Below are 4571 nucleotides of genomic sequence, written 5' to 3'. Positions count from 1 at the left end.
GGCGGGGACCGTGGGCGCCGGCGGTTCCGCGGCGCCGGCGCGCGCGGCCGTGCCGGAGTCCGGCTCCGTCCCGGCCGCCGGCGGCCACACGGGCGCGGTGGTGCCGCCGGGCGGTGGCACCGCGTCGGGCCGGGACGGCGGCGGCGGGGTGACCGGGCCGGTCGCCGTGCCGCTCCCGTCCCCGTCCTCCCACCGCTGCGTCTCCTCGTTCCAGTACCGCACTCCCCCGCTCATGGCGTCCCCTTCCCGCTCACCGCGTCCCCCGTTCCCACCCAAGCCGTACGGGCCGGCTCACCGCGCCCGCACAGGGGGGCACGGTACGCCCGCGCTCACAGTCCCAGCAGCCCGGCCACCGCTCCCGCCGACGCGACCAGGCCGACCAGCGCCTGCGAGTCGTCCAGCAGGGCCCGCAGGCGCTCCCGACGGGTCGGCCCGGCCTGCCCGGTCGCCACGATCTCCTCCTCCGTCTCGGCCAGCGCGGTGTCCAGGGCCGCCGTCCGGTCGCTCGCCCGCAACCGCGTGAGGTCCGCGCGCAGTTCGCGTACGGCGGTCAGGAGCGCCTCGGCCGTCTCGTCCCGCTGGGGGGCCGTGCCGTGGTGGCTCTCGGCGTGCGCGTGGCTGCCGATCGCGAAAGTGCTGCCGTGGACACCGCCGCTGATGCTGACGCCTGGTTCATCCGTTGCCATGGCCGCTGGCTCCCTTCTGTGACGCGGTTCCCGCGCCGCCGGTGGCGGAGAACGCGGTGGCGTGCGTGCCCGCGGCGAACGTGCTGCCGTGGACACCGCCCTCGACGTGCACGCCGTTGTTGATGTTCACGATCTTCTGGACGAACTCGCCGGTCTCGTAACCGGATTCGGCCAGCGCGGTCAGCACGCCGTGCGCGACCCGGTCCTGCACGCTCCGGAGATAGCGGTAGGCGTCCATGTCCTGGAAGAGGGATCCCTCGTCCGCCGAACCGAGCTCCCGCACCGACAGCGCCGGGCCGTCGGGCAGTGCGCCCGCGTAGCCGCCGGTCAGCAGCTTCCACGCGTAGGCCACGCCCCTGCCGAGGGTGACGAGGGAGCGGGCCGCGGAGCCCGGCACCCGGGCCACCGCCCAGGCCGCCTTGCCGAGCGCGTTGTTGTGCCGGTAGGTGTGGGCCGTGCGGTCGGCGTCCTTGAAGTCCTCGCGCACCGGCAGCAGCACGTGGGGGGCGATCTCCAGCATGAGCATCCGGCCCTGGGTGTGGACGCGCACGAAGACCGTGACGACCAGCTCCTCCTCCCAGCCGCCGACCCGGATCCGCAGGAAGTGCCGCCGCTTCTCGGCGCCCTCCTCGACCGCGCGCGCCCGGTGGTCCTCGAAGGCCTCCGGGTGGTAGGGCGCCTCCTCGCGCCGGCGCAGTCCCTCCGCGGGCAGGAACACGCACTCGTCGATCTCCAGCCAGCGCAGCCGGTCGCGGACCGTGTGCCCGGCGAACTCGGAGGGCAGCCGCAGTTGTTCGACCAGCGGGCGGATCTTCTCCAGGACCGCGCGGTTGTTCAGCGGGAGCTGTTCCTTCTTGCTCTCGTCGGGCCGCAGCTCGACGGCGAGCACCCAGGTCTCGTAGGCGTACCCGGCGCCGCAGAAGGGCCGCTTCTCGTGGTACATGACCAGCGGGGCGTGCTGCTCGATTCGGATGCGGTCCTTGAGCCGCTGGAACCGCTGGCCCTCGGCGCGCTCGGCGGGGTCGCCGGCCGCGTCCGGGAAGCGCTGCGGGGACAGTTCGGCGGTGACCGCCCTGGCGAACTGTCCGCGCTGTGCGGCCACGCACAGCGCGATCAGCGCGAAGACGACGATCAGCAGCCAGGCCTGCAAGGCGCCGACCAGTTCGCCGACCCCGTCGATGTCGGGGAACAGCAGGTCGGACACGTCGGAGGAGTCGCCGTAGGAGCCGTACCCGTCGCCGTAGCCGTACGAGTCGCCGAAGGAGCCCGAGCCGCCGTAGGACGACGAGTCGTCGTCGCCTCCGCCGAACGCGACGACGAGCGCCAGGACGAGGAACGTCGCGAAGAGCAGCCGTCCCCACCAGCGCATCACGAAGGCGGGCAGCCGGCGGTACAGCGGCGGGTTGGCGCCCTTGCCCCGGACCCACGAGGCGGCCGCGAGCAGCAGGCTGGGGCCGAGGAACATGAACAGCAGTCCGCCGGTCAGCGGTACCCCGATCACCCACAGGCCGAGGATCAGGCCGGCCCACATCAGCTCCTGGCGCCGGGCCCGCAGCGCGTGCGCGAGCACCCGGGCCGCGTCGAGGCCGAGCGAGGGCGCCACGATCCGCTGTTCGTTCAGATGGAGCTGCTCGATGACCCGGTCCCGGTAACCGGAATCCAGGTAGGTGCCCGCGCACAGCAGCCGGGTCGCCTCGCTGGCGTGCGGCGGCGTGACGGGGCCCGGCGGTGCCGACTGCGGTTGCCGAGGCACAGATGTAGTAGTCACGCGACTCCCCCGATGCGTGCAAATTCCTTGCTCAGGTCAGTTGTTGACAAACCATCAGCATAGAGGTGCGGGTGGGTCGGGGAAACCGGAATCCCGTACCCGTGGACGCCACCGCAGTCCTTTGACTAGAGTCAAAGATTATGGACCCGGTGTCGACACAGCACGTGGCGGAGTTCCGCCGGTTCAACCGCTACTTCACCCGCCGCATCGGCGCCCTGGACGACCACTACCTCGGCCAGGACCGCCCGCTCGGCGAGGCACGGCTGCTGTTCGAGATCGGCGAGGGCGTCTCGCTGCGCGAGCTCAGGACCCGGCTCGGGCTGGACGCCGGATACCTGAGCCGGATGGCGAAGACCCTCCAGGCGCAGGGCCTGGTCCGGATCAGCGTCCACCCGGACGACAGCCGGCTGCGCAGGGTCGAGCTGACCCGCGCCGGACGGACCGAGCTCAAGGAGCAGAACCGCCGGGCCGACGCCCTCGCCGCCGGCCTGCTCGACGGACTCACCCCGGCCCAGCGCGACCGGCTCACCGAGGCGATGGGCACCGCCCGGCGCCTGCTGCGCCTGGCCGGCATCACCGTGGCCCCGGTCGACGGCGCCGCCCCCGACGCCCGCGCCTGCCTCGACGCCTACGCCGCCGACATCGACGCCCGCTTCCCGGAGGGCTTCGACAAGTCCGACCTGGTGCGCCCCGAGGAGGTCTCGGGCGAGGCGGGCGCGTTCTTCGTGGCGTACGAGGAGGGCCGTCCCGTGGGCTGCGGGGCGCTGCGGCGACTGGCACCGGGGATCGGCGAGCTCCGTCACGTGTGGGTGCACCCCGACGCCCGCCGCCTGGGCCTCGCCCGCCGGATCCTCGCCGCCCTGGAGACGGAGGCCGCCGCCCGCGGTCTCACCGTCCTGCGGCTGGACACCCACGCGTCGCTCACCGAGGCGCAGACGATGTACCGGGCGTGCGGCTACGCCGAGATCCCGCCCTACAGCGAGCACGCCTACGGCGACCACTGGTTCGAGAAGCGGCTGTCCGGCCCGGCGGGCTGACCGCCCGGCCCACCGGATCCGGAGAGTCACGCACTATCGCGTTGCGCCGGGAACGAGTACTATCGCGTTCGGTCCGTCGCTGCGGCGACGGCCCAACCGCCCCGGCCCACGCCCCAGTTGACTCGAGGAGCCGCCGTGCCCTCCCTGCTGAACCCGGTCTTCGGCCTGCTGCTGCTCCGCGCGGGGGCCGGCGGCGAGCCACTGACCGGCCCCGAGGCCAGGCCCGGCCCGGCCCCTCGTACCTGCGCGCGGTTCAGGGTCACGAGCGGTCCGGTACGGGCGAGGGGCACGTCCTGGGTACCACCCGAGCGGCGGCGGACGGGGACGCGGTGGGCCCGCGGGTGCGGCTCCGCGGACCCGGTGGCCCGTGCGCGCTCCGCCCGGCACCGCACGCTCAGACGCACTCCGTGTCCGCCGGGCAGAAGGAGGCCAGCGCCCTGGTGAGCGGCTCGCGCACCAGGGCGGACGGGAGCGAGACGGGGCCTGCCGCGCGGATCGCGTACAGCGTCCCGTCGGCGGCCTGGAAGCGGTGGTCGACGACGCGGCGGGGGCCGAGGTCCCTGTCGTCGTAGCGGTAGACGAGCTCGGCCCAGGTGGTGCCGGAGGCCCGGTCGAGGACCCGGTAGCCGGGCTCGCGGGCGAAGCCGTAGCCGGGGTCGTTCTCGGCGAGGTCGAGGGACTGGGCCGGGGTGTCCTCAGCGATCCGGAAGACCTGGAGCCGGCGGCCGTCCGCGGGGGCCTCGTAGAGGACGACCGGTGCCTGCCCGCCCTGCTTCTCGGTGCGGGTCCAGCCCAGGGGGACGTCGACGGAGTAGCCGACGGGGTCGTGGACCCTGCGGTATCCCGCGGCGGTGGAGGCGGAGGGCGACGGGGACGAGGGGGTCGCCGTGACGCCCGGTGTCGGACCGGCGCCCGTGCCGGTGCCGGACCCGAGGGCGGTGCCCCGCAGGAGCCACCAGACACCGGTGCCGACCGCGATCCCGACCAGGACGGCCACCGCGAGGGCGGCGAGCACCCGCCGGACCCGGTGGGGTGCGTGCGCGGGAGCCGGGGGTGCCAGGGTGTCCGTTGTCCACATCT

The 4571-nt window shown here is 74.1% G+C and carries 4 protein-coding genes and 1 pseudogene; 1 reads left to right on the top strand and 4 read right to left on the bottom strand.

The window, feature by feature from the left end; all coding sequences use genetic code 11:
• The 3 genes and pseudogenes from AOJ26_RS43610 to AOJ26_RS28575 form a co-directional block, all read right to left on the bottom strand.
• Positions 1-234 (bottom strand): annotated as a pseudogene (locus AOJ26_RS43610) (hypothetical protein); the annotation flags it as partial.
• 95 nt (positions 235-329) lie between these two features.
• Positions 330-686: a hypothetical protein gene (locus AOJ26_RS28580; protein ID WP_053851244.1), complete on the bottom strand. Its 357-nt coding sequence runs from the start codon at positions 684-686 to the stop codon at positions 330-332.
• Positions 673-2454 (bottom strand): hypothetical protein, encoded by a 1782-nt coding sequence (locus AOJ26_RS28575; RefSeq protein WP_053851243.1) that lies wholly within the window; start codon positions 2452-2454, stop codon positions 673-675. The genes AOJ26_RS28580 and AOJ26_RS28575 overlap by 14 nt, the downstream gene beginning before the upstream one ends.
• A 140-nt stretch (positions 2455-2594) precedes the next feature.
• Between AOJ26_RS28575 and AOJ26_RS28570 the strand changes: the two genes are divergently transcribed.
• Positions 2595-3491 carry a bifunctional helix-turn-helix transcriptional regulator/GNAT family N-acetyltransferase gene (locus AOJ26_RS28570; protein WP_053851242.1) on the top strand — a complete coding sequence of 299 codons (897 nt, stop codon included), beginning with the start codon at positions 2595-2597 and terminating at the stop codon, positions 3489-3491.
• Positions 3492-3885: 394 nt separating this feature from the next.
• Here the strand turns inward: AOJ26_RS28570 and AOJ26_RS28565 are convergent.
• Positions 3886-4571, bottom strand: a 686-nt coding sequence (locus AOJ26_RS28565; protein ID WP_053851241.1) for a hypothetical protein, incomplete at its 5' end; no start/stop codon positions are given.

Source organism: Streptomyces sp. NRRL B-24085, assembly GCF_001282115.1.
GTDB lineage: Bacteria > Actinomycetota > Actinomycetes > Streptomycetales > Streptomycetaceae > Streptomyces.
This window is presented reverse-complemented; position numbering and strand designations above follow the sequence as displayed.

Bases quoted from the DNA above. Each gene is read 5' to 3' on its own strand.
- AOJ26_RS28580 (WP_053851244.1), bottom strand. From the start codon at position 686: ATGGCAACGGATGAACCAGGCGTCAGCATCAGCGGCGGTGTCCACGGC.
- AOJ26_RS28570 (WP_053851242.1), top strand. From the start codon at position 2,595: ATGGACCCGGTGTCGACACAGCACGTGGCGGAGTTCCGCCGGTTCAAC.